This window comes from Pirellulales bacterium (genome assembly GCA_019694435.1).
Classification (GTDB): Bacteria; Planctomycetota; Planctomycetia; order Pirellulales; family JAEUIK01; genus JAIBBZ01.
The window spans coordinates 46,290-67,791 of the sequence record JAIBBZ010000007.1 but is presented as its reverse complement, the minus strand read 5'-3'; the positions used below and the strand labels follow the sequence as shown (position 1 = coordinate 67,791).

General features: G+C 65.7%; 14 protein-coding genes. 10 read left to right on the top strand and 4 right to left on the bottom strand.

From position 1 onward, the window contains the following. Positions 1–13: 13 nt before the first annotated feature. Positions 14–445 carry a hypothetical protein gene (locus K1X74_08155; protein MBX7166309.1) on the bottom strand — a complete coding sequence of 144 codons (432 nt, stop codon included), beginning with the start codon at positions 443–445 and terminating at the stop codon, positions 14–16. 246 nt (positions 446–691) lie between these two features. Between K1X74_08155 and K1X74_08150 the strand changes: the two genes are divergently transcribed. Continuing rightward, entirely contained in the window at positions 692–3,769 is a 3,078-nt protein-coding gene (locus K1X74_08150) for a hypothetical protein (protein MBX7166308.1), read from the top strand. After that, positions 3,766–5,808, top strand: coding sequence for a hypothetical protein (locus K1X74_08145; protein ID MBX7166307.1), 2,043 nt, complete (start codon positions 3,766–3,768; stop codon positions 5,806–5,808). Before K1X74_08150 ends, K1X74_08145 begins: the two co-directional genes overlap by 4 nt. A 30-nt stretch (positions 5,809–5,838) precedes the next feature. On the opposite strand, the gene K1X74_08140 is transcribed toward K1X74_08145, so the two are convergent. Beyond that, positions 5,839–8,781 (bottom strand): c-type cytochrome, encoded by a 2,943-nt coding sequence (locus K1X74_08140; GenBank protein MBX7166306.1) that lies wholly within the window; start codon positions 8,779–8,781, stop codon positions 5,839–5,841. Positions 8,782–9,311: 530 nt separating this feature from the next. Here K1X74_08140 and K1X74_08135 point away from each other — a divergent pair. The 5 genes from K1X74_08135 to K1X74_08115 all read left to right on the top strand — a co-directional run bounded on the left by K1X74_08135 (position 9,312) and on the right by K1X74_08115 (position 14,886). Continuing rightward, entirely contained in the window at positions 9,312–9,767 is a 456-nt protein-coding gene (locus K1X74_08135) for a hypothetical protein (protein ID MBX7166305.1), read from the top strand. Positions 9,768–9,785: 18 nt separating this feature from the next. Continuing rightward, on the top strand, positions 9,786–10,322 hold the full coding sequence (locus K1X74_08130) for a hypothetical protein (GenBank protein ID MBX7166304.1): 537 nt from the start codon (positions 9,786–9,788) through the stop codon (positions 10,320–10,322). Between the two features lie 45 nt (positions 10,323–10,367). Next, positions 10,368–11,507, top strand: coding sequence for an HlyD family efflux transporter periplasmic adaptor subunit (locus K1X74_08125; GenBank protein ID MBX7166303.1), 1,140 nt, complete (start codon positions 10,368–10,370; stop codon positions 11,505–11,507). A 1-nt stretch (position 11,508) separates the two neighbouring features. After that, on the top strand, positions 11,509–13,722 hold the full coding sequence (locus tag K1X74_08120; protein MBX7166302.1) for an ABC transporter permease: 2,214 nt from the start codon (positions 11,509–11,511) through the stop codon (positions 13,720–13,722). Positions 13,723–13,809: 87 nt separating this feature from the next. Beyond that, positions 13,810–14,886 (top strand): hypothetical protein, encoded by a 1,077-nt coding sequence (locus K1X74_08115; protein MBX7166301.1) that lies wholly within the window; start codon positions 13,810–13,812, stop codon positions 14,884–14,886. Positions 14,887–14,914: 28 nt separating this feature from the next. On the opposite strand, the gene K1X74_08110 is transcribed toward K1X74_08115, so the two are convergent. Beyond that, positions 14,915–16,009, bottom strand: a complete 1,095-nt coding sequence (locus K1X74_08110; protein MBX7166300.1) for a peptidase — start codon at positions 16,007–16,009, stop codon at positions 14,915–14,917. 289 nt (positions 16,010–16,298) lie between these two features. Here K1X74_08110 and K1X74_08105 point away from each other — a divergent pair, with 289 nt between their 5' ends. The 3 genes from K1X74_08105 to K1X74_08095 are packed head-to-tail and all read left to right on the top strand — an operon-like array spanning position 16,299 to position 19,588. Continuing rightward, positions 16,299–17,060, top strand: a complete 762-nt coding sequence (locus K1X74_08105) for an ABC transporter ATP-binding protein (protein ID MBX7166299.1) — start codon at positions 16,299–16,301, stop codon at positions 17,058–17,060. Then, positions 17,057–18,334, top strand: a complete 1,278-nt coding sequence (locus K1X74_08100) for an efflux RND transporter periplasmic adaptor subunit (protein ID MBX7166298.1) — start codon at positions 17,057–17,059, stop codon at positions 18,332–18,334. Before K1X74_08105 ends, K1X74_08100 begins: the two co-directional genes overlap by 4 nt. A gap of 6 nt (positions 18,335–18,340) precedes the next feature. Then, positions 18,341–19,588, top strand: a complete 1,248-nt coding sequence (locus K1X74_08095) for an ABC transporter permease (protein ID MBX7166297.1) — start codon at positions 18,341–18,343, stop codon at positions 19,586–19,588. Between the two features lie 19 nt (positions 19,589–19,607). Here K1X74_08095 and K1X74_08090 read toward each other — a convergent pair whose 3' ends face one another. Next, the gene (locus K1X74_08090) at positions 19,608–21,485 is read right to left on the bottom strand and encodes a TolC family protein (protein MBX7166296.1); all 1,878 of its coding nucleotides are present in this window, start codon (positions 21,483–21,485) and stop codon (positions 19,608–19,610) included. Positions 21,486–21,502: the final 17 nt, after the last annotated feature.

Sequence of the window (21,502 nt, the reverse complement as noted above, 5' to 3'; positions counted from 1 at the left end):
TTGTACGGAGCGGCTATTTTTCCGATGCTTTCGCTGCATTGGACTTCTTCACGTCGCGCACGTACTTGTGGCACTTGACGCACTTCATCGTCATTTCGACGTAGGCGAGTGCGGAGCCGTCCAAGTTCTTTTCATCGGCCGCCTTGGCCATCGCCTGGGCCGTGCGACGAAATTCGGCGCTCTGCTTGGCATATTCGTCCGATTGCAGCACCTGCCAGGTCGAATCGAGGCTGATCAGGCTCAGTTTTTGCGCCTCGGTGGCGATTTGCTCGAAATCTTCCAGCACCACGCCCTCGAGAACCGCCTCGGCGTGAACCAACTTCTGCTGCATGAACTCGCTTACCTGGTCTTCGTCTTTCGGCGCACCGGCCCACGAGTCAGGCACCAAGGCCCACAACGCGGCACCTGCCAGCATCCCCGCGGCAATCCATGACGACCTTTTCATCGTGCTCGGCTCCTCAACTAAGATCTCGCGTCGCGCCCCCCCCCCCCCAATCTTGAGCAGTTGCAAGCGACGTACCAGGGAGTTGAACGACTTGCCCGTTAAGCTGCAATGCGGAAAGTTACGGCCTGCTCTCCACGACCGACAAATCAAGCCTTATTGTGGGTGCGTTTTCGACCCACCAGGTGAGCGGAACGTAGCGCCGCCCGGTGATTGTCGCGCCGAACTGCCCCAACTATCATGCCCCGGATGAGGCATTCGCGGCAGCATCGACGTATCTCGGGCCAAGCATTGCTGCTGGCGTTTCTCTGCCTGCCCGGGCTTGTGCAGCCTGGCCGTGCTCAGGCGCCGAACCCGGCCGGGTCGACGGGCGACAACGACGACGAAGGCATCGACACCCGTCCCGCGCCGGGACTGTTGGCGACCTATCGCGGCCAGTCCGCTTCGATCACGTTCTCGCGCCTCGAAGACGAACCGACGCTGTTCGTCGCGGCGGACGAGGTGCCCGATCCCCGGCTGTCGCCCCGGGCGTGGTCGGTTCAATGGTCGGGTCAGCTCGAATCGATCGCCGATGCCAGCTATCGACTGGCCGCGCTTATTCACGGGACGCTCTCCGTACGAGTCGATGGGCAGCTCGTTCTGCAAAGCAAGTCCGACGAGCCGGCCGAGACGGTGAGCGAACCCTTTGCCATGCCGCTGGGTTGGCATGCGGTCGAAATCGATTTTGCGCCTGCCGCCCCCGATGCGCAATTGCGCTTGTCGTGGGAAAGTGACTTCTTCGCCCGCGAACCGATCCCCGCGTCGAGCTGGGGGGTGCCCGCCGCTCATCAGGAACAACCAGCCACGGGCGATCTCGACCCGTTCGACGCCGGGCAGTTGATGTTCGAGGAACACAACTGTATTCGGTGCCACGGACCCGAGGGACACGCAGAGCAGCCTGGACGTCCGATGCGCCCTGCGCCGCGCCTGGAGCTGCATGCGCCTCGTCTGAACCGGGCCTGGGTCGCGGCCTGGCTGGACGATCCTCAGGCCTACCGGGCGGAAGCGACCATGCCCCGCGTGTTCGCCGACGGCCCAACCGATCGCGCCGAGCGCTGGGCCATTGCCAGGCTGCTTGCCGCCAGCGACGCGCCGGCCGAGGTTCCACCTCGGGACGACGCGTTGGCTGCGCAAGGCGAAGCGCTCTTCAACACGATCGGCTGCACCGTCTGCCACCTCCGCCAGGGGCAGCGTCCGGCCCGCGCGACGCTCGCCCGGATCGGGAGCAAGCTGGCCAATGCGCACCTGGTCGAATTCTTGCAGCATCCCGAGGCGATTGATCCCGCGGGGCGGATGCCCAACCTGCGGCTCGAGGCAACGCAGGCAACGGCCCTCGCCACCTGGCTGATCGCGCGCGACGCACAAAACTCCGCCGTGGCTGCTTTGCCTGCGCCGAGCGACGCCGAGATTACCGCGGCGTTCGATGCCGCGAACCCTGCGGCAGAGCTGCGCCGCGCTTTTGAGGCTGCCGGCGCTACGGACAAGGCCGGCATGCTCGGACGCGCGGCGATCGCCAAGCGCCGCTGCCAGGCCTGTCATGAGCTCGCGCCGCAATTGGTCGCCGAAACGATTTCGCCCAGCGCGGCGCCCTCGCTCGGCAAGATCACTGAACACGTGCGGCAAGCCGTGTCCGCAAAGCATTCAGCCGGCGGCTGCCTCGCGCCAGCCGGCCAGGCCCCGGTCCGGGCCCCGCGCTTCGGTTCGTCGTTGCATCGCGAAAACACCGCACACTATCTCGCCACCGCGGCTGCGTGGCCCCCTGCGGCTGCGCCCCGGCAAGCCGCCCGGTTGACCCTGGCGCGTTTCAACTGCCTCGGGTGCCATCAGCGCGGGGCCCAAGGCGGGCTTGCGAGCGAATTGCTCACGCAGCTCATGGCCGGACAGTCGGCCGAAGCGGCAGAGATGATCGCTCCGCCGCCGTTGACGTCCGTCACATATAAGCTGCGCTCGCAGGCGTTGGCCGACGTGTTGACCGGCGACGCGCGCTCGCGACCGTGGATGAGCCTGCGGATGCCGGATTTTGGCACTGCCAATGTCGGCGAACTTCCGCGGCAGCTCGCCGCGCTCGAGGGACATCGACTCGCAACCGATTCGAGCTTGCCCGAGCCTGATCCCGAGTTGGCCGAGGCGGGCCGCACGCTGATGGGCTCGCAAGGGTTCGGCTGCACGAAATGTCACGATCTGCTCGGTCACGCGAGCAGCGGAACGCGCGGGCCGGACCTGGCCAAGGTGCCTCAGCGTATCGAACGTGCCTGGTACGAGCGCTGGATGATCGACCCGCAGCGCATCCAGCCGGGCACGCGCATGCCGACGGTCTTCTTCCAAGGCCAATCGCCTTACAAGAACGTGTTGGCAGGAGATCCGGCGCGCCAGCGCGAGGCGATCTGGCATTACCTGATCGCCTGCCGCAATCTGCCGCTGCCTGAGGGCGTGCGCTCAGCCTCGAGCGAACCGTTGGCCAGCGACGCCGTCCCCGAGCTGTTGCGCACCTTCTTGCCCGACCTCACGCCGCGCAGCATTGCCATCCGGGGCCACGGCGGCGTGCATTTCGCCTTCGACGCCCAGGCTTGCCGCATGGCCTATGCCTGGACGGGAGATTTTCTCGACGCCGAGCCGGCCTGGAGCGGTCGCGGCGGACGACCCGCGCGCCCGCTGGGGCCCATCGTCTGGCGAGCGCCGGCAGGGTTCCCGTGGGCCGTGACGAGCACGCGCGAATCGCCCCCCGATTTCGCCGCGCAAGCCGCCGATCCGGCATACGGCGCGATGCCGCCCGAGGACGGCCGGATCCATCCGCGCCAGGTACGCTTTGGCGGCTATCGGCAATCGGCCGGCGCGTACCAGTGGAGCTATGCATTGTTGCGCCCCGGCGACGTCGAGACGGCATCCGAGCTGGCCCAATTCCGCGAGCAGACCACGGGCAGGCTCGAACAGGGCGCATGCGTTCTCCAGCGGCGCTGGACCGTCTCGGGAGAGACGACCAGTTACGCCTGGCTGCGCGTGGCCAGCCTCGATCGCGAACCGGTCCGCAGCGAGCTGCCACGTCTGCCGGGCCAGGCCGTATGGAAGTGGCAAGCCACTGACGCACCACAGACCTGGTGCACAGCCCAACTGCCCGCAGGCGCCCAGTGGCAGCTCGACCAACGCGACGGGCGTTTCGACCTGCTGATCGTCATGCCGTTGCCAGCGCAAGAAACGGCGCTGACAGTTCGACTGGCGATCCCACAAGGCAATACCCCGGTCGACGAACAGACCTTGCTGGATGCCTTTTCGCGGAGCGATCAACCATGAAGCTGCGGGTTGGCGTCCTGCTGGTCGCCGCGCTGATCGATCCTGCCGCCCTTGCGCGGGCAGCAGGAGACTCCGAGTCGCCGGCCGAAGACGGCCTCGTGTATGTTCGTGCCGAGACACGCGAGGAATCGCATCGCGCCTCGCTCGCGGCGAGCGGTTACGGGCGCTGGCCCTCGGGATGGCACTTCATCGGGCCCTTCGATCTGGCTGCCAGTGGCGGCCTGGCCACGGTCTATCCGCCGGAGCAGGGGATCGACCTCAACGGACGCTACGCCGGCAAGTCGGGCGAGGCCCGCTGGCGCAAGGTCAGCATCAATCCGAATATCGCGTTCGACCTGAAGCGCCTCGCGCCCGGGCCAGATGCGGTGGGCTACCTGTACCGGACGATCGAGTTCGATCGGCCTCTGTCGGTGCGCGCGAGTCTGGGCACCGACGACGGCATCGCCCTGTGGGTCAACGGCGAACAAATCGTCCAGCGCGATCGCCAGCGCGGCGATAGTCCCGACGAAGTACGGGCCGTCTTGCCGCTGCGCGCAGGCAAGAACGAAATCCTGCTGAAGCTGGCCAATCGCGAAGGGGACTGGAGCGTCTATTTCAACGTCGTACCGCCGTCGCGGCTCTTGGCACGGCTCGAACGCCGCCTGGACGATGACTTTCCGTTGGCCGGCGAAGCTCAGCATTACCGGATGCTCACTTTGCCGGTGCCAGAAGATCGTCAGATCGAAGTGGGCGGGCTGGCCTTTCGTCCCGACGGCAGCCTGCTGGTCGGCACCCGCCGCGGCGAGATCTGGCAGATTGCTCAGCCGACGGCCGACGATCTCGACGCAATCGAATTCCGGCCACTGGCCCGCGGCCTGCACGAAATCCTCGGACTCGCCGTCGACGGCGCAGATGTGCTCGTCGGCCAGCGTCCCGAGGTGACGCGTTTGCGCGACACGGACGGCGACAGGCTGCCCGACGAGTTTGACTGCGTGTGCGACCATTTCGGCATCTCAGGCGACTACCACGAGTTTCTGTACGGCCCGGTGCGCGGGGCCGACGGCCAGCTGTTCATCACGCTCAACACGAGTCTCGCCGGAGGGCATCGCTCGAAGGTGGCCTACCGCGGTTGGTGCCTGCGCGTATCGCCCGACGATGGCCGCGTAACCCCTTGGGCCAGCGGATTGCGCAGCCCCAACGGCTTGGCGTTCGACCCGGCCGGTCGCTTGTTTTGCACGGATAACCAAGGCGAATGGGTGCCGGCCTGCAAGCTGCAAGAAATGCGCGAAGGCGACTTCTGCGGGCACGTCGACAGCTTGAGATGGCGGGCGGATCGCATTGGCCAGCCCGAGGATGATCCCGCCACGCGTCCCGAGTTCGTCCCGCCGGCCTTATGGTTTCCGTTCTTTGTTTGCCGTTCCGCGAGCGAACCGGTCTGGGACACGACGGGCGGGCGATTTGGCCCGTTCACGGGACAGTGCTTCGTCGGCGACGTGACGAATGCCTTGCTGATGCGGGTGTATCTCGAGGAAGTCGGTGGCCGGCAGCAGGGGGCCTGCTTCGTGTTTCGGCGCGGATTTCAATGCGGCGTCAACCGGCTGGCCTTTGCGCCCGATGGCAGCTTGCTGGTGGGCGAAACCAACCGCGGCTGGGGATCGATCGGCGGGCAAGAACAGGGCGTGCAGCGACTCGTCTACACGGGACACGCTCCCTTTGAGATTGCCGAGATGCGCGCGACGTCCGTCGGTTGGGATTTGAAATTCACTCAGCCGCTGCGGGCGGAGACTGCCGACGAGGCCAAGGCCTACTCGATCGATTCGTTCACGTATCACTACTGGGACACCTACGGCTCACCTGAAATCGATCGCCGCAAGCACGCGATCGAACAGGTGCAAATCGACGCCGACGGGCAGACGGTGCATCTGCAGGTCGCCGGCCGTGAAGCGCGACGGGTGTACTTTCTCCGCATCTCGGGCGTCAACAGCACCGCGGGCGAGCAACTCATGCACCGTGAAGCCTGGTACACGCTCAATGCGATTCCCGAGGCGCAAGTGCCCTGAGTGCGACGTTCCGCTGGCCCCGCCGGCGATCTACTTTTCGGCCGGCGCGGCAGGCGCCTGCAAGTATGCGAACAAATCGCGGACCTGTGCGGGCGTGAGCTTCTCCAGCACGCGCTCGGGCATCAGCGACAGCAGCGCCGGCTCGATCGTTTCGACGACGGCGGCGTCGACCGTCACGCGGTTGACCTGGGCATCGACCAGCGTCACGCGTTGCGGCGACTGTTCGACGATCAAGCCCGTCAGACTGCGGCCGTCGTTGGTCTGGACCACGTAGCTGAGAAACTCCTTGCGAATCACGGCTGAAGGATCGACGATTTGGGTGAGCAGATATTCGCGGTCGTGCCGATTCGCGCTGGTCAGCTCGGGGCCCACGGCCTGACCCTCGTCGAACAGTCGATGACACTTCCCACAGTGCTCGCGGAATAGCACGCGCCCCTGCCGCGCGTCGCCGGCCGCGGCCCGTAGATCATTGTTCAGGCGCCGCACCTCGGCCAGCCGTTCTCCCGGCGAGGCTGCGCCGATCTGCCCCCAGTGGCGCCGGACCAACTCGTCGAGCCGCGACGATTGAAACCCCGCCACGGCCGTCAACGCCGCAACCGGGACGACGCTCGACGCGACTTGTCCGTTATCGACCGCTTCGAGCAAGCGCGCGGCCGACTCTCCTCGCGACAACAGCAACTCGATGGCGGCCGTCTGAAGCTCGGGCAGCAGCCCCGGCAATAGGGCCAACAGCCGTACGCCAATTTGCGGGTCGTCGTAGCCCGCCAAGGCCCGAAGCGCAGCCTTGCGCAGTGCGGGCGATGTCTCTTCCTCGAACAACTGCAGCAGGTTCGGCAGATCGATGGGAGCAAGCAGCCGGCCGAGCAGCTCGACCATGGCCACGCGCAAGGGCGCGGCCGTCGCAGCACCAAAGGCCAGTTTACGGGCCTGACCGATCGCGTCGGCGTCGCCGACGCGGGCAGCGAATTGCAGCCAGACCTCGTCGGTCAAATTGCGAGGCAGCTGCGAGGCCAGCCAATCGTTCAGCTCGGCAGGCGGTTGAGTCAGGTTAGCCGTCAACCCCGCATTGGCCCCGAGGAGGACCTCGCGCACCGCTCTGTCATCCGGCGCGCTGCGCAACAGATCGCTCAGGGCTTGCCAGGTTGGCGGCGATTGAGCGGCCGCCCAGCGGCGCGCCAACCGCGCCGCGAGGTGTTGGCGGAAGACCTGCGAATGCCAGGCCTCGGAAGTGCTCCATCGTTTGCTGACCGTGGCGACTTCGGTCACCGCGTGCGGTTCGATGGCCCACCACAAGAGCAACGGGATCTGGACGTCGGCCGCATCACGGTCCGTCGCGATCAGCCGCTCGACGATCGCCAGACCGACTTCGGGGGGTAACCTCCGCGCCGTCGACGCCAACTGGCTGCGCACGTCGACATCGGGTTCTTGCGCGGCCAATTCCAAGAGCGCATCGCTCCAGGCCGGATCGAAGGGCGACGCCTGACCGATCCAGCGCACGATCCAGCGGCGCAGATCGGCATCTCGATCAGCCAGTAATTCTGCGGCCAACTTGCGATCCAACTGGTCACAGCTCAAGAGCGTCCATAGCGCCTGGAGTCGCGTGCTCGAATCGTCGCTCTGCGTCACGAGGTCGACGAGCGGCGATGGGGCCGCGGCATCGGCTCGGGCGACCAGCAAACGGCGCGCTTGACGCCGCAGCCAATCGTCGGCCTGCGCATGCAGCCTGACCAGCTCGTCGGTCGGCAAGCGCGCCAGATCGGCGCTGGGCGCCGGCGGCGCTCCGCGGAAACGTACGCGATAGACGCGGCCGTTGGTGCGATCCCATTCCGCGTCGGGATCGGGATGTGCCGTCCGTGCGTCGTGCCAGTCGGCGAAATAGACCGCGCCGTCGGGCCCCACGGTCAGGTCGCACGGCGCACACCACGGATCGTTCGCTTCGACGAGCGTGCCGGCGAAATGGGCACTAAACGTCGAGCCGAGCCGCGCGAGCGTATGCCAGTCGACGCGGTGCGAGAGCAGGTTGGCGGTGATCATCGCGCTGCGAAACTCCGGCGGAAAGGCGGTCCCCTGGTAGCAGATCCCGCCGCAGGTGACGTGGCCGCCGTGCAGCTCCGTGTGGGGAATGTGTTCGAAGTAGCCGTAGGCGTGCGGATTGTGCAATTCGCCGTGCTTGCCGAAGCTTTTCCAGTAATAGCCTCCCTGGACGCCGTGCAATAGCGCATAGCCGCCGACGTTGGTGCAAGCGATCAGGTGTCCGTGCGGGTCGAAATCGACGCCCCAGGTGTTTCCGCCCCCCTCGTAGAACAACTCGAACCGGTCGGTGGCGCGATGATAGCGCCAGACGCCTTGCTGGAACTCGATCCCGCGGATGTGTGATGTGACCGTGCTGCCCTGGCAACCGTAGAGCCAACCGTCGGGCCCGAAGATGAGCGAGTTGGCCACCGAGTGCGCGTCTTCCATGCCGAAACCGGACAGCAGCACCTCGGGGTCGCCATCAGGCACGTCATCGCGATTCCGATCGGCGTAGAACAACAGATACGGCACCTGCAACACGTAGACGCCGCCATGGCCGAAGCAGAGACCCGTGGCCAAATTCAATCCATCGACAAAATCGTGAAACCGATCGGCGCGTCCGTCGCCGTCGGTGTCTTCGCAAATCGTGATGCGATCGGCGCCGCGGGGGCCGCGGGGTGGGGGCTCGGGCACGCGGTCATAAGTCGTCCGCGAGTAACGGTCCCAGGCGACGCGCTTGAGCCCTGCCGGATTGGGATATTGCAGATATTGAATCACCCACAGCCGACCTCGCTCGTCGAACTCGATCGCCACCGGCTGGCGGATGTCCGGTTCACTGGCCACGACCTCGGCCACGAAACCCTCGGGCAGCGCCATGCGCTCGACCGCCAGTTGCGGTGAAAGCTGCTCCGCCACGGCAGCACACGCCAGCCCGATGCACAGGCCGGTCGACAGCAACACGGTGGAGACTTTCCTGCCTCGGAAGACGCCCATATTGCAACTCCCGCGAACCGAACTTGAACGGTCCGCTGCACGTGTGGATGAACCGAGCCGAGAGCATGGGGGTGACCTTGCTCGGCCCGCGCACGTGTAGCGGCATTCTCATGGACAAGCTATGTCGAGGCCTTGCCGTGTCCGGTTTGAACGCCCTTCGCACATCGTGCACAACGACAGCGAGCCGTAGCTCCGCAGCCTGACCGCAACGCGGGTGGGCACGCTCGACGTAGACTATACCCCCGCGAGCAGCCTTACGCTGCTGGGGGACACGATTGAACCGGAAGCGGATTTCACCCTTGGCACCCGGAGTTCGCGGACGGCAGCGGGGCCTGGCGGCGGCGCTGTTCTTCTGCCCGGACCGATCGATCATCGCAGACGTGCAAGGCTCGTCCGTCTGTGCCTAAAATCGTTGCTGCTTGGAGTAGACAACAGAATCACGGCCCTTGTATTCCTTGCGCGGCATGCCCCCTTTCTCTTCCAACCCGAATCGCCTCGTGCCTGTGTTGTGGTGGCTATTCGGCTTTCTGTTGTTGTGCGTGCTGTTCGGGGCGTTGTCCGGTGCGATCCTCCGCCCGCGTGCCGTCCCGTTGCTGATGTTGTGGTCGCTCGCGCTGGCGGCGAATGGAGTCATGCTGGGGGTCCTGTTTGGTCGGCCGCGTTTTGCAGCCGGCTACAGCCTCGAGCGGATTGTCCGAGGGCTGACCTGGTTGATGGCGGCCCTGGCCCTGGTCTTTCTGCATCGCGTGCCCGAGTTGCTTGGCCGGCTGGCTGTTACGATTGCCGCCGGCGTCGACGGTTCGCCGGCGGCCGAAGGCGTCGCCCTGGCCCTGATTGTGTCAGTCCTGCCCACGGGGCTGCTGATCGGACTGGTCGTGTGCTGGATGATGGCGATACCCAAGGGCGACGCCGCCGCGCACGAGACATCGCCCGCAGCAACGCGCCAAGATTAGTCAGCACGCGGCGAATACGTGAGCGCCCCTGATCTCTCGCCACAGGGCTGGCCGCTGGTTATGCGCACGTTTCGACTGGGAACAGCAACCTGGGCGTTGGGCGCGGCGCTTGCCGCCTGGTTTGCCTTGGACTTTGTCGGCGTGCACCGCCTGGTCGATCGCGAGCCGCTCGTCTCGCTGGCCGGACTAATGCTCGCGTTGTTGGTGCTGCTGCTGATCGGCGGCTTGGCGCGGGTACGTTACCTGGCGATTCCGTACGGATTGTCGCTCGCCGTATGGGCCGGTCTGCAATGGGACACGCACTGGAGCACATTTCTGTTCACGGCGTCGCCACGCAAGCTCGCCTGGTACGAACGCGTCTTCGGTGACCATGGGCACCTGCTCACGGCACGCCCGGGACACACTACTCCCGACACGTATCACACCGTGCTCGCGCTATTGCTGCTGGCGAACCTGCTGCTGGTGGGCCGCGACCTGTTACGGCGCAAACCACTCGACCAAGGGCACCTTTCCGCGGCCCCTGCTGCGATCGAGCCGGCGTCCAACATAAACTAGAATTACGGTACGTATTCCGTCCTTCGCCCACTGGAACTACCGGCCATGTGGCCTCGCATCGTTGCCCTGGTGATTGGCGTGACCTTCCTGGCAGGGCTGCTGGTCTACAGCCAGTTGATCCACGAGCCGACCCGGGTATCCGGCTTTATCGAAGCGGACGACGTCCGCGTCGGCTCGCGCCTGGGGGGTCGTGTGGCCCAGGTGCTGGTCGAAGAGGGCCAGCCTGTGGCCCGGGGCGCGCTGCTGTTCGAGCTGGAACCGTACGACCTGCAAGAACGGCTCGCCCAAGCGACGGCCGAACATGCCGCGCGGAGAGCCGAATACGAACGGCTGACCACGGGGTTCCGCGAGGAAGAAAAGCTACAGGCCAAGGCGCGCGTCGATCAGCTCTCGGCGCGCTTGCAAGAATTGCAAAACGGCCCACGCGAGCAGGAGATTGCCGCGGCCCAGGCGCGGCTGCGTCTGGCCAATGCCGAGTTGGAACTGGCACAGGTCCAGAACAAGCGTGTCGAGGCGCTGGCCAAAGAAAGCGCGGCCAGCCGCGATGAGCTCGACACCGCGGTGACCCGGCTGCGCGTGGCGCTGGAAAACCAACAAGTTCGCGAGCAGGAGTTGGCCGTTCTGCTGGAAGGGACGCGTGCCGAGGAAATCGAGGCCGCCCAGGCGCAGCTCGAAGAGGCGCGACAAGCCTGGTTGCTGACGACCAACGGATACCGCCCCGAACAAATTGCCGAGGCCCAGGCCGCCGAGCAGGCCGCGGCCGCGGCGGTCGAAGTGATTCGCGAACAGCTCAAGGAGCTCAAAGTCATCGCCCCGGTCGATGGCCTCGTCGAGTCGATCGACCTTGAGCCGGGCGATCTCGTGGCGCCGGGCGCGCCCGTGGCCACGCTCATCGACCGAAGCACGCTCTGGGTTCGCGCCTATGTGCCTGAGAACTTTCTCAATATCCGCGTCGACCAGCCGGTCTCGATCAGCGTCGACAGCTTTGCCGGAGAGCGATTCAAAGGGCACATTTCGTTCATCGCGCGGCAGGCCGAATTCACTCCGGGCAACGTCCAGACCCCCGAGGAGCGATCGAAGCAGGTGTTTCGCATCAAGGCCACGCTCGACGAGGGCCTCGACCGGCTGCGGCCGGGCATGATCGCCGACGTGTGGCTCGAAGCGCCTGCCAACAAGGGCTCCTGACGTGAGCAGCGACGCCCCGGCCATCGAACTGAGTCACCTGACGCGGCGATTCGGCAATTTGACCGCGGTCGACGACGTCAGCTTTCAGGTGCGCCGCGGGGCCATCTTCGGGCTGCTGGGCCCCAACGGCAGCGGCAAATCGACGATCATTCGCATGCTCTGCGGCGTGCTGGCCCCGACCTCGGGCCGGGCGACCGTATTGGGTTACGACACCGCGCTGCAGGCCGAGGCGATCAAGCATCGCATCGGCTACATGTCGCAAAAGTTCAGCCTGTATGCCGACTTGAGCGTCCGCGAGAACCTGCAGTTCTACGGCCGCATCTATGCGCTCGATCCGCCGCGACTCCGCGAGCGGATGGCCGCGGTGCTCGACCTGACCAACCTCAACGATCGCATCGATCAGCTCGCCGGCACGCTGTCCGGCGGTTGGAAGCAGCGACTCGCGCTGGCCTGTGCGTTGATCCACGAGCCGGAGGTGATCTTTCTCGACGAGCCTACCGCCGGCATCGACCCGGTGGCGCGGCGCGAGCTCTGGGATCTGCTGTTCGAACTGGCCGGTGCCGGAATCACGCTGCTGGTGACCACGCACTACATGGACGAGGCGGAACGCTGCAGCGACATCGGCTATTTGTATCAATCCAAGCTGATCGTCTGCGGCCGGCCCGATGAACTCAAAGGCCTGCCCGCCGTCACGCCTCCCGGTACGCGGCGCTGGGAGCTCGATCTGCCGGGGGCGACGCACCACTTGCGCGCCTTGCGCGAGACGCAAGGGGTGCTCGATGCCACGCTATTCGGCGAATCGATCCACCTGTTGGCCGAAGACCGGCTCGACGAAGCGGCGATTCGCACGGCCGTATCGCCCGACCGGGAAGAACCGGTCGATGTGCGGCCCATTGCGCCGACGCTCGAAGACGTGTTCGTCACCTTGACCCGCGCCGCTGACCAGCAGCGCAACGGGCCGGGCGTCGAAATTGCGTCGCCAACGCCCGCAACGGCGCCGACGACCACCGCGGCGAACGACGCCCCGCCACCGGCCGCCCCGCGCAAGCCGGCGGCTCAAGAGCGCCCCCTGGCTGGTCTATGGGCGATCATGGTCAAGGAATTCGCGCACATTCGCCGGCAGCCGTCGACCTTGTTCTTCATGTTCCTCGTGCCCGTGCTGCAAACGACGATATTCGGCCTGGCCATCGACACGCAAATCGAGCACATCCCGATGGTCGTGTTCGACATGGACGGCCGCCGCGCGGCGCGCGAGCTGAGCGACACGTTTCAAAACACCAATTCGTTCCGCATCGCCGCGCGGGTGCACGACGAGGACTCTTTCCGCAGGGCGCTGACCTCGGGCCGGGCACGGGTGGGGCTGCGCATTCCGCCCGACTACTCCGACCGCATCTTGCGCGGTGAACAGGCGAGCGTGCAGGTGCTGGTCGACGGCAGCGATTCGCAAGTGGCGACGAGTGCGTTGAACGCGTCGCGCTTGTTGGCGTTCGAGCGTTCACTCGCGCTGACGCGGCCGTTTGCCGAGGCCCAGCCCCGCGTGCCGGCCCGCGACGCGGCGGGGCACGTGGCCATGCCTGTCGAGATCCGGCCCCGGCTGTTGTTCAACCCCAACCTGGAAAGCTCGCACTTCTTCGTGCCGGGCCTCGTGGGCATCATCCTGCAGCTCGTCACGCTGTTCTTGACTGCGTTCGCCATCGTGCGCGAGCGCGAATTGGGCACCTTGGAGCAGTTGTTCGTCACGCCCGTCGGCAGGGCAGGGCTGTTGCTCGGCAAGCTGCTCCCGTACTCCGTCGTGGGGATCGTCGAGGTGCTGATGGTTTCGACCGTCATGGTCTATGTTTTCGGCGTGCCCATCGCGGGCAACATCGCCTTGCTGTTGGGCCTGGCGACGTTGTTCCTGGTCTGCTCGCTGGGGCTGGGGCTGCTGATTTCGACCGCGGCCCAGTCGCAGCTCGAGGCCATGCAGTTCGCCTTCATCATCATGCTGCCGTCGATTTTGCTCTCAGGGTTCATGTTCCCGCGCAGCGAAATGCCGGCGCCGATCTATGCCATTACCTTCGCGATCCCGGCGACCTACTTCCTGGAGATCCTGCGAGGGATCATCCTGCGCGGGGCCGACCTGCGCGACCTGGTGCCGCAAGTGATCGGGCTGGTCGCCTGCTCGGTGGTGATCTTGAGCCTGGCCGTTGCGCGGTTCCGCAAGCAGCTCAGTTGAGCCGGCTGACCGTTTCCTGTCGTCGCCCGTAAAGCCCGCTATGCTGAGGTGAATGGATTTCACCGGTCCCGCGCGAGGCCTCCTGTCATGCTGGGGCGAACTCGGCTCGCAGGTCTGATCCTGATCGGGAGCATCGTACTCGCCGGCTGCAACGGTCGCAGCCAGAGCGCAATACTGCCGAAGGTCGTGCCGGCCGAGAGTTTGAAATCGACCGACATCTGGCCGCATACCTCGGGTGCGATCGTGCCCGGGCGCAATTACGTGTACTGCGGTTCGTTTGCCCTGGCCTGGAATACTCTGGCAGACAAGTACGGCACCCACGGCCAGATCCGCCTGACGGGGAACCCGGCCTTGGCGGCGGCGCTGAACCAGCGGCAGTTCACCGCCGACGCGGTGCCCGCGGATTCTGTCCTGATCGAGGCCGGACTTTGGGGCCCGAACACCGAAGCACAACTCCATCGCGAGTTAGCCCGGCGCTTTCCCGGCGCGAGCATTGCCGGCCTGACGGGTTCGATCGGCAATCCCTACCTGTACGCTCATCTGGAGCGGTCTTTGCCGTTTGAGTTCAGGTTCACCCGGTTGAAACCGCGCCAATTTCCGGCCGGCGCCGGAACCACGGTGCAGTTTTTCGGCATCGACAGTACGACCGAAGTCGTTTGGGAAGTGGGCGAACAGGTCGAAGTACTGTGGTACCGGGGCGAAGCCGATTTTGGCGTTGTCTTGAAACCGACTGGCGTGGCGGACGAGATTGTCATCGCGCGGATGCCAAGGCCCGAGACGCTGCAAGCCGCGATCAAGGCCGTCACCCCAGCGTCGCCCGAGCCGAGCGCTCGCGAGCTCTGGATGGGCGAAGTGCTCGCGGTCCCGGTCGTCCAATGTGGCGCGCAGCGCAGCTATGACGAATTGTGCCATCTGCCAGCGGTGGATAGCCCCGCGCTGCAACCGGGCCTGATGGTCGCGTCGCAGACGATTCGCTTCCGACTCGACGAAACCGGTGCGGCGCTCGAGAGTGAGGGGGACGGCGCCATCGCGGCAGCGGTCCCGGAAAAGCCGCGCCAGTTCATCTGCGATGGACCATTCCTGCTGATGCTCCGCACGGCCCGCGACAGGCCGCCCTACCTGGCGATCTGGATCGAAAACACCGAGCTACTCGCGCGCGAGTAGCCTGGCGGTGAATCCGCGGGCGCATCGTCTAGGCCAGCTTTTTGAGCCGCGATACCCGGCCCGTCGCGACCCATTCGGCGACGAAGATGCTGCCGTCGTGTCCGAAGCAGGCGTCGTGCGGGTGGACGAACTTGCCGGCCTGCCATTGGGTCTCGTCGCCGCGGATCTTCATGCCGCCTTCGCCGGTGATCCGCGCCACGTCGTCGCCCAAGCGGACCACGACCTGATTCTTGTCGTCGAGCAGCGTGACGCGCGCATGTAGCTCGGGCACCACCATCAGGTTTTTCCACGTTTCGAGATTCGCCGGCAGGCCGTAGCCGCGCAGCGTTTCCGTGTACCGGCCGTCCATCGTGAAGATCTGCAGGGTGTTGTTCGCGCGGTCGCAAACGGCGATCGACGGTTCGCGGCCCGGCCGCCGATCGACCCACAGGCCATGGGGCGTGTTGAACTTGCCCTCGCCCTGGCCCTCGCCGCCGAAACACGAAACCCAGTTGGCGTCCTTGTCGTAGCGATGGATGTAGAAAGCACCGTAGCCGTCGGCCAACAGGAACCCGCCGTCGTCGAGGAACGCGAAATTCGTCGGCATGAAGCGGTCGCGGCCCCATTGCTTGGCAGGGTGCGTATCTTCGCCCGCGGCATAGACGCCCGAATCCATCGGGGCGTATTTCTGCCAGAGGGTCTCGCCCTTGAGGTCCAGCTTGGCAAAGGTCTTCAAGTGCTGATAGGCACACACATAGAGGTATTGCTGGCCGCCTTCTTCGCGGATCTCGATGCCGTGCCCGCCACCTTGAAACTGCTGCCCGAACGAACGGATGTATTTGCCCTCGGGATCGAACACGAAGATCGAGGGGTGGTCCTTGAGCTCGGCCCGTCCCTCGTGAATGACGTACAGGCAGCCGTCGCGATCGACGGCCACGTTGTGCGTGGTCTGCCAGGTGAACTTGTCGGGCAGCTCGGGCCAGTTGTGCTGCACCTCGAAGCGGTGCTCGCCTTCGCCGACGATCAACGGCCCGTCGGTCTTGCGCGCGGTCAACACCGTCGGCGCGGCAAGCAAGGCTGCCGACCCCGTGGCCGTGGCGGCAAGAAACTGGCGGCGAGAAACACGGCTCGACTGAGAACGCATGACCATCTCTCCCAAGAGTTCAACGGCGGAAACCTCGCTCCGCCGGTGCGGCACAGCGAGCGGCCCGTTCCCCCGGCAGCCGCGGCATCAGTCTAATCGGTTTTTCGTCCCGGGAAATCCGGGGGCCAGCGGCCGAGCGTCGGATTGGCGCATCCGCAGAATCCCCCGCGCGGGCCGCTGTGCTGGACCGATCCGCTGAGAACAGGGATAATTCAGGTTATCTGCTCAACTGCCGTCGTCCGACAGGCGGACTCGCCGGTGAAGGACTGGGCCTCTCGGTAACCACGGTATGCCGCTCGTCGAACTGACGGACGTCCGCAAGACCTACGCGCTGGGCGAGGTCCAAGTGCAGGCCCTGCGCGGCGTGTCGTTGGACGTCGAGCAGGGCGATTACCTGGCCCTGATGGGGCCATCCGGATCGGGCAAGTCGACCCTGATGAACACGCTGGGGTGTCTCGACCGTCCGACCAGCGGCAGCTACCGTCTCGAAGGGCAGGAAGTGGTCACCATGAGCCGCGACGAACGGGCGCAACTGCGCAACCGGCGGATTGGCTTCGTGTTCCAGAGTTTCAACCTGCTGCCGCGCACGTCGGCGGTCGAAAACGTCGAGCTGCCCCTGTACTACGGACCGCGCCTCAGCCACCGGCAGCGGCGCGAGCGGGCCTTGGAGATGCTCGAGCGCGTCGGCCTCGGTGAGCGAATCGATCATCATCCTGCGCAGCTCTCGGGGGGTCAGCAACAGCGCGTGGCGATTGCCCGGGCGCTGGTCAACCGGCCGGCGATCTTGATGGCGGATGAGCCGACCGGCAATCTGGATTCGCGTACCAGCCGCGATGTGCTGGCGCTGTTCGGTGAGCTGAACCGCGTCGATGGCATCACGATTATCCTCGTCACGCACGACCAGGACGTGGCCCGGCATGCCCGCCGCGCCCTGGTCTTGCGCGACGGCCTGATCGTCGAAGATACGAACGACATCGAGCAGGCGATCCGTGCCTTGCACTCCGGTGCAGCGCAGGCGACCGAACCCACGGCAGCCGCGGCACCGTCATGAAAACCACGTTGAAATGGCTGGTCGGTCTGGGGCTGTTCGCCGGCCTGTGCTATGGCGGCTACACGCTGGCCGCGGCGCGGTGGTCGAGCGATCCGACCGCGCGCTTTCGCCAGGAGCGGCTCGTGCGGGGCGACGTGGCGACGGTCGTCAATTCCACGGGCAGCATCAAGCCGGTGCTGTCGGTCGAAATCGGCTCGTTCGTCTCGGGGCCCATCGCGTCGTCGTTCGTCGACTTCAACACCCGGGTCAAAAAGGGCGACGAGCTGGCCCGTATCGACCCGCGAATCTACGAGGCCAACGTCGCGAGCGACGAGGCGAGCCTCGCGCATGCCGAGGCCGATGTGAAGCGGGTCGAGGCCCTCTTGGAGCAGTCCCGGCGCAACGAGCAGCGAGCGATCAAGCTCAAAGAACGGAAAGCGACCTATATCGCCGAACAAGAGCTCGATCAGCTCAAGGCCGATCGACGCTCGTTCGAAGCGCAGTTGGCCGTCGCCCAAGCGACCGTCGAGCAGGCCCAAGCCAAGCTCGAGCTGTCACGGGCCAACCTGGGTTATACGATCATCACTTCGCCCGTCGATGGCATCGTCATCGACCGCAAGATCGAGCCCGGCCAGACGGTCGCCGCGCAATTCCAGACGCCGGTATTGTTCGTCGTCGCGCCCGACCTGGAATCGAAAATCCACGTCCTGGCCTCGGTCGACGAGGCCGACATCGGGATGATTCGCAAGGCCCAGGAAACCAGCCAGCCCGTGACGTTTACCGTCGACGCGTATCCCGACGACCTGTTCGAGGGACGCGTGGCCCAGGTGCGCTTGAACTCGACCAAGACGCAGAACGTGGTGACCTATACGGTCGTGGTCGAGGCACCCAACGCCGAGCTGAAGCTGCTGCCCGGCATGACGGCCAACCTCTCGTTTCAGATCGAGAAACACGCCGATGTGCTCAAGATTCCCAACGCGGCGCTGCGATATTTTCCGCGCGCCGACCAGGTCCGGCCGGAGGATCGGCCGATCCTCGAAGGCGGCAAGCCGCTCACGCCCAAGGACGAAGAATCGGGGAGCGTCCCCGACACGCAAAGCGCCACCGAGCGCGTGACCGACGCGCGCAACGCGAACAAGCGCCACGTGTGGGTGCTCAAGGACCGGCTGCTGGCGGCCGTCGCCATCGAGACCGGAATCAGCGACAGTCGCTTCAGTGAGGTGCTCTCGGGCGATCTGCAGGAGGGCCAGCAGGTCGTCATCGGCACGCGCAACGCCGAACTCGGTGGGCGGTGAGCGGCGATGAACGTCTGGCTGATCTTGCGAGTCAGTTGGGTCGCGCTGACCCGCAATAAACTGCGGGCCGGGCTGACGGTGCTGGGAATCGTGATCGGCGTCGCGGCCGTCGTGACGACCGTCTCGATTGGGCTGAGTGCCGGCCGGATGGTGCAGCAGCAGTTCGAAAGCCTCGGCTCGAACGTGATCTTCGTGTTTCCCCGGCGGATGGAGGAAGACGGCGGCGTTCGGGGTTCGAGCGGCGCCGTGTCGCTTACGGCCGCCGATGCCGACGCGATTACGCGCGACTGCCCCTCGGTGCGCGCCGCAACGCCGATCGTGCCCGGCCAGGGACAAATCGTCTATGCCAACGTCAATTGGATGGCCGACGAGATGCACGGCGTGTCGGCCGATTATCTCGTCGTGCGCAACTGGGGGCTGTCGCAGGGCGGCTTCTTCTCCGACGCCGAAGTCCGGGCCGCGGGCAAGGTCTGCGTCATCGGGCAGACGATCGTCCGCGAGCTGTTCCAGGGCCAGGAACCCATCGGCAAGACCATCCGCATCAAGAACGTGCCTTTCGAGGTGATCGGCGTCTTCGAACCCAAAGGCGCGAATATGTTCGGCCAGGACCAGGACAACATCCTGGTCGTACCTTTCACGACCGTCCAAACGCGGCTCGCTGGGACCTCGTTCAACAACGTCGGGCTGATCATGGTGTCGGCCACGAGCCTGCGGACGATGAGCGACGCGCAATTCGAGATCGAGACGCTGCTGGCCGAGCGCCATCACATTCGCCCGGGGCGCCGCAACGATTTCCACGTCGAAAACACGTCGGAGTTTGCCCGCGTCCTGGGCATCATCACCGGGATCATGACCATGCTGCTCAGCGCGATCGCCAGCGTGTCGCTGCTGGTCGGGGGCGTGGGCATCATGAACATCATGCTCGTCTCGGTGAGCGAGCGGACCCGCGAGATCGGCATTCGACTGGCCGTGGGTGCCCGCGGCCGCGACATCCTGCGCCAATTTCTGGTCGAAGCGACGCTGCTCTCGCTGCTGGGTGGGCTGGTGGGCGTGGCTTGCGGGATCGCCGCATCGGTCGGCATCACGCTGACGATCAACCAGGTATCGCCGGGGGCCAAGTGGCCGATCGTCGTCTCGCCGAGCTCGATCGTCCTGGCCCTGGCCGTGACCAGCGCGGTCGGCATGTTTTTCGGGTTTTATCCCGCGCGCAAGGCCAGCCAACTCGACCCGATCGAGTCGCTCCGGTACGAATGATGGTCTGCGCTGCTCGGTATCAGCGCGGCGCTGCCGCGGCGGGAGGCGGTAACTCGGGGCGCGCAGCTGGCGCTGGCACTTCTTCGAGTGGCTCGGCCTCGGGCAGGGGGATGACGTCCGGCTGACGCCACTGCTCTGGTTGAGGAACCGGCGGTTGATCGACATTCGGCGTCGGGCCAATCGCCTCGGGATACAGCCACGGTGCGGCGAGCCGCCCGAGGGGCCCCAGCGACCGATAGCGCTCCTCGACGAAGCGCACGCCGTGACTCTCGAGAATCGTGCCGGTCTGTAGTTCGAGCGTTGCCAATTCGGTGTTATAGGCAGCCAGCGATTGGATCTCGCTCGAGACGGCGTTGCCCCAATCGGTGATTGCCTGGAGCACGTTCAGGTAAAGCGTACGGCGACCCGTGAGGTAATCGGCCAACTGCCGTTCGAGGTTTTCGCGCGCCGCCTCGCGCACGCGCACGTAGGCGAGGTACTGCTGATAGAACTGGTCCAGGTTGCGCAAATTGGCCGCCAGGAGGTGCGACGATTGATGCACGGCCTGGCTCAGATTCGCGCGGTCGCGCATGAGCAGCAGCTCGTTCGAACGGATCTGCGCGCGTTCGCCGCGCAGCGCCAAGGGCACGGAGAAATTCACCCCCAGCTCCCAATCCGCGAAATCGCCGTTGTCGTCGATCCGACGGCGATCCGGCGTGTGTCCCTCGAGACCGTTGAATCGGTACAGCCCCGAGGCGGCCACGTTGGGCAGCGCCTGGTTACGGGCCACGAGTAGCCGCTGCTGGTCGGCCTCAATGACCAGCTTCAGTTCGACCAGGTCGGGCCGGTAAACCTCGGCCGCGGCCACGATTTGTTCCCAGGGAGTTTCGACGCGGCTGGTGCGCGGTGCCGTGCGCGGCTTGATCAACCGCCCGTCCGAGGGCACGATTCCCAGCAGGTTGCGCAGCGCGGCTTCGCGCTGCAGCAAGTTGGCCTCGGAGGCGACGAGCGTCGCGCGAAAGTTCTCATACGCGACGCGCGACTGCGCCACGTCGCCCACATTGCCGATACCGGTTTCCATGCGTGCCAAGGCGCGCTCGAGCGCCTCGCGGCCTTGGGCCACTTGCTGCCGCCGGGCCCAGACGTCGGTTTCGGCGAACACGAGCTGCCAGTAGCCCTCGACGACGCTCCGCACGAGCTCTTGCATCGAGCGTTTCAACTGAAAAAACGACCGCTCCGTGTCGATACGCGCGATCAAGATCGGCGCCGTGTTGACGCGCGTGCCGAACCCCTGTAACAACGGCTGCGTCAGCGACAGCTCGGTATTGTTCGAGGTCGACGGGTTGAGCGGCAGCCCCGTCACGCTCGATCGCAACTGATTCACGTTGGCCGCAGCGCCGGCCGTGGCACCGCTGAGCAGGCGTTTGCTGATGCCGCTCGACGAGCTGAAGTTGTCCGTGGTCGTGCCGATAATGCCCGCTTGCGGCGGCGGGCCGGGGTCGACGATTACGCCCTGAGGGTGATCGAGCTTGGACCAGCCGTTGCGACTGAAAGCCCGCGGATCGAACGGCGCGCGCTGTTGGTCGATCGTCGTGTTGGCAATGGCCGGGTCGTACACGGTGTTGCCGCTCGAAACAGCGGTCGTCCCCGCCAGGACGCGCACCACCTGCGCGTTGGCCAGCGCGACGCGAATCGCTTCGTCCAGCGACAGCGGCCACTCGGGCCGCGATTCCAGCGGCTCCCTCACTGTCGGCGGCGCAGGAATTCGGGGAAGCGGAGCGACAGGGAATTGCTCCGGCTGCCGAGCCAGGATGCGCCGCTGCTCGGGCAGGAAAACCGGCGGCACCCCCTGCGCCCGGGCGACGACCGGCCACCAGGTGGCAGCTAGCAGCCAGATGATAACGACCCGAAGAACCACGCCGAGCGTACCTCTTA

Coding starts and splice junctions, on each gene's coding strand:
- K1X74_08145 (MBX7166307.1), top strand. CDS start 3,766: ATGAAGCTGCGGGTTGGCGTCCTGCTGGTCGCCGCGCTGATCGATCCT.
- K1X74_08125 (MBX7166303.1), top strand. CDS start 10,368: ATGTGGCCTCGCATCGTTGCCCTGGTGATTGGCGTGACCTTCCTGGCA.
- K1X74_08095 (MBX7166297.1), top strand. CDS start 18,341: ATGAACGTCTGGCTGATCTTGCGAGTCAGTTGGGTCGCGCTGACCCGC.
- K1X74_08150 (MBX7166308.1), top strand. CDS start 692: ATGAGGCATTCGCGGCAGCATCGACGTATCTCGGGCCAAGCATTGCTG.
- K1X74_08100 (MBX7166298.1), top strand. CDS start 17,057: ATGAAAACCACGTTGAAATGGCTGGTCGGTCTGGGGCTGTTCGCCGGC.
- K1X74_08105 (MBX7166299.1), top strand. CDS start 16,299: ATGCCGCTCGTCGAACTGACGGACGTCCGCAAGACCTACGCGCTGGGC.
- K1X74_08110 (MBX7166300.1), bottom strand. CDS start 16,009: ATGCGTTCTCAGTCGAGCCGTGTTTCTCGCCGCCAGTTTCTTGCCGCC.
- K1X74_08155 (MBX7166309.1), bottom strand. CDS start 445: ATGAAAAGGTCGTCATGGATTGCCGCGGGGATGCTGGCAGGTGCCGCG.
- K1X74_08115 (MBX7166301.1), top strand. CDS start 13,810: ATGCTGGGGCGAACTCGGCTCGCAGGTCTGATCCTGATCGGGAGCATC.